This window comes from Tepidimonas sp. (assembly GCF_029335975.1).
Classification (GTDB): Bacteria; Pseudomonadota; Gammaproteobacteria; order Burkholderiales; family Burkholderiaceae_C; genus Tepidimonas.
Window position 1 is genome coordinate 1 of record NZ_JARJMT020000005.1, and the last position, 3,413, is coordinate 3,413.

General features: G+C 66.4%; 3 protein-coding genes. All 3 read right to left on the reverse strand.

Annotated features, from left to right (window positions below):
• The coding region (locus P3W97_RS00315; RefSeq protein WP_300842994.1) for an ABC transporter ATP-binding protein at positions 1-1,513 on the reverse strand (1,513 nt) is incomplete at its 3' end.
• Entirely contained in the window at positions 1,513-2,580 is a 1,068-nt protein-coding gene (locus P3W97_RS00320) for an ABC transporter permease (RefSeq protein ID WP_300842995.1), read from the reverse strand. The genes P3W97_RS00315 and P3W97_RS00320, both read right to left, overlap by 1 nt.
• The coding region (locus P3W97_RS00325; RefSeq protein WP_300842996.1) for an ABC transporter permease subunit at positions 2,546-3,413 on the reverse strand (868 nt) is incomplete at its 5' end. The genes P3W97_RS00320 and P3W97_RS00325, both read right to left, overlap by 35 nt.

A 3,413-nucleotide genomic window follows, 5' to 3' on the forward strand; every position in this document is an offset into this window, starting at 1 on the left:
CATCGTGCGCCATCGCCCACACCACCTCCACATCGTGGGTGATGAGCAGGTATGCCAAACCGCGCTCGCGCTGCAGCCGCAGCAACAGCTCGATCACCTGCCGCTGCACCGTGACATCCAGGGCACTGGTCGGCTCATCCAACACCAACAGACGCGGCTGCACGATGAGCGCCCGTGCGATCGCAATGCGCTGCCGCTGTCCGCCCGAAAACGCATGGGGATAGCGTTGCAGCCACGCTGCGATCTCGGCGGGGGTCGCTGAGGCAGACAATAAGCCGACCTCCTGCAAGGCCGCCACGACGCGCTCGCGCCGCTCGGCGGCCGACAACTGCGGCTCGTGCACACGCAAGCCCTCTTCCACGATCTGCTCGATCGTCAGGCGCGGCGACAGCGACGAGAACGGGTCTTGGAACACCACCTGCACCTCGCGGCGCAGGGGGCGGTCCGCCGCCCTGCCCTGCCACGTCCGCCCCATCACCGACAGGCGGCCTTGGGCAGGCAGCAGGCCCAGCGCGGCCAGCGCCAGCGTAGATTTGCCCGATCCAGACTCCCCCACCACCCCCAGCGTACGGCCGGCCGCCAGCTGAGCCGATACCCCGCGCACCGCAGTGAACCGCCCGGCGCGAAACCACCCCCACCACCCGGGTCGCGGCACACGGTATGTCACGCTCACGCCGCCGAGTTCCAGGCACAGGGGGGCGTCTGCGGCCGGCGCATCCGCTTGCAGCCAATCGGGCCGCACCGGGCGGCTGCCCAGCAGACGCACCGTGTAGGGATGCGCCGGCGCGCCAAACACCCGGGCCACCGGCCCCGCCTCGACCACCTGCCCCTGCTCCATCACGACCACGCGGTCGGCAAAGCGCCGCACCAGGTTCAGGTCGTGCGTGATCAGCAAGACCGCCAGCCCCAGGCGGCGCTGCAGCTCCTCCAACAGCGCCAGGATTTGCAAGCGCAGGCTGGCGTCCAAGGCCGTGGTCGGCTCGTCCGCGATCAACAAACGGGGCTCGCCGGCCAGCGCCATGGCGATCATGGCGCGCTGGCGCTGCCCGCCGCTGAGCTGATGAGGGTACTGGCGTGCCCGCCGCGGGGCGTCGTCGATGCCCACCTGGGCCAACCACTCCACCGCGCGTGCCCAAGCTTGGCGCGGCAGCAGCGCCCGCTTCAGCCGCAGCACCTCGGCAATCTGCTCACCCACCGGATACAGCGGATCGAGCGCCGTCATCGGCTCCTGAAACACATACGCCACCGCATCGCCGCGCAAGGCGCGCAAGGCACGCTCCGGCAAGGTCAACAGCGACTGCCCGTCGAAGCGCACCTCTCCCTCGAGATGGGCATCTGGCAACAGGCGAAGCAAACTCAGCGCCGACACCGTCTTGCCCGAGCCGGATTCACCCACCAGGGCCACCTTCTCACCCCTGGCCACATCGAAGTCGATACCGTGCACCACCGGCCGCCCGCCAAACGCAATGCGCAGGCCGCGCACGGTCAGCAACGCCGTCGCCTGCCCGTTCATCAGTCGGCCTTTCGGGGGTCGAGCGCATCGCGCAGCGCGTCACCCATGAAGGTGAGCAGCGTCAGCGTCAGCACCAGCACAGCGAAGGTGGACAGCGAAATCCACCACGCATCGATGTTGTTCTTACCCTGCGCCAGCAGCTCGCCCAGCGACGGCGTTCCGGGCGGCACGCCCAGCCCCAGAAAGTCCAGCGACGTCAGCGCCAGAATCGATGCACTCATGCGGAAGGGCAAAAACGTCACGACCGGCGTCAGGCTGTTGGGCAGCACATGCCGCCAGATGATGGCCGTGTGCGACAGCCCCAGCGCCCGCGCCGCGCGCACATAGTCGAGCTGGCGGTTGCGCAAAAATTCCGCACGCACATAGTCGGCCAGCCCCATCCAGCCAAACAGGCTCAGCAACACCAGCAGCAGCGTGATGCTCGGCGCGAACACGGCGCTGAAGATGATCAGCAGATACAGCTCCGGCATCGAGGACCAAATCTCGATGAGGCGCTGCATCGTCAGGTCGAGCCGGCCGCCAAAATAGCCCTGTACCGCACCGGCGAGCACCCCCAGCACCACACCAATCGCCGTCAGCGCCAACGCAAACAGCACGCTGATGCGAAAGCCGTATATCAACTGCGCCAGCAGATCGCGTCCGCGGTCATCGGTGCCGAGCAGGTTGGCGCGGCTGGGCGGTGCCGGATGCGGCCCGGGCGCCCAGTAGTTGAGCGCTTTGGGGCCGTAAGGGTTGGGCGGATACAGCGCCCAATTGTCGCCGCTGGTCAGACGCGCGCGCACGTAGGGATCCAAATAATCGGTGGGGGCCTCGAAGTCGCCGCCAAAAGTGGTCTCCGGGTAGTCGTGCAGCAGTGGCCAATACCACTGACCCTCGTAGCGCACCAGCAGCGGCCGATCGTTGGACAGCACCTCGGCCAACAGGCTGGCCAGCACCATCGCCGCAAACAGCACCAAGCTCCACCAGCCGAGCCGATTGCGCGCAAAGCGCCGCCAGGCCCGCCGAGCCGGGCTCGGGGAGGCGTGTGGGGCATCAATCGAACTTGACACGGGGATCCACCCAGACATAGCAAAGGTCGCTGACCAGTTTGGTAAACAGCCCGATCAGCGTAAACAGAAACAGCGTGCCCATGACCACCGGATAGTCGCGACGGATCACGCTCTCATAACTCAGCAGCCCCAGACCATCGAGCGAGAACAGCGTCTCGATCAGCAGGCTGCCCGTAAAAAACGCCCCGATGAACGCGGCCGGAAAACCGGTCACGATCGGAATCATCGCGTTGCGCAGCACATGCTTCCAGAGCACCTGCCGCTCGCTCAGGCCCTTGGCACGCGCCACCAAGACATACTGCTTGCGGATTTCCTCCAAAAACGCGTTCTTGGTCAGCATCGCCGTCACGGCAAAACTGCCCAGCACCATCGACAGCACCGGCAGCGTGATGTGCCACAAATAATCGACGATGCGCGCTGGCCACGACAGCTCGGCCCAGTGGTCGCTGACCAGTCCGCGCAGCGGAAACCACTGCAGCTGCCCGCCAAAGATCACCAGCAGCGCCACTCCGAGCACGAAGCCGGGAATCGCATACGCCACCAGAATGATCAGGGAGGTGACGACATCGAAGCGCGAGCCGGCGCGCACGGCCTTGGCCACGCCCAGGGGCACGGCCACCGCATAGCTGATGACGAAGGTCCACAGGCCCAAACTCATCGACACGGGCAGCTTCTCCCAGATCAGCTGTGCCACGGGCTTGTTCTGGAAAAAGCTCTGCCCCAGATCGAAACGCACGAACTGTCGCATCATTTGCCAGAAGCGCTCGTGCGGCGGCTTGTCGAATCCGTAGAGCGCCTTGATCTGCTCCAGCCGCTGGGGGTCCACCCCCTGCGCCCCCCGGTAGGCGGAG

Bases quoted from the DNA above. Each gene is read 5' to 3' on its own strand.
- P3W97_RS00320 (WP_300842995.1), bottom strand. From the start codon at position 2,580: ATGTCTGGGTGGATCCCCGTGTCAAGTTCGATTGATGCCCCACACGCC.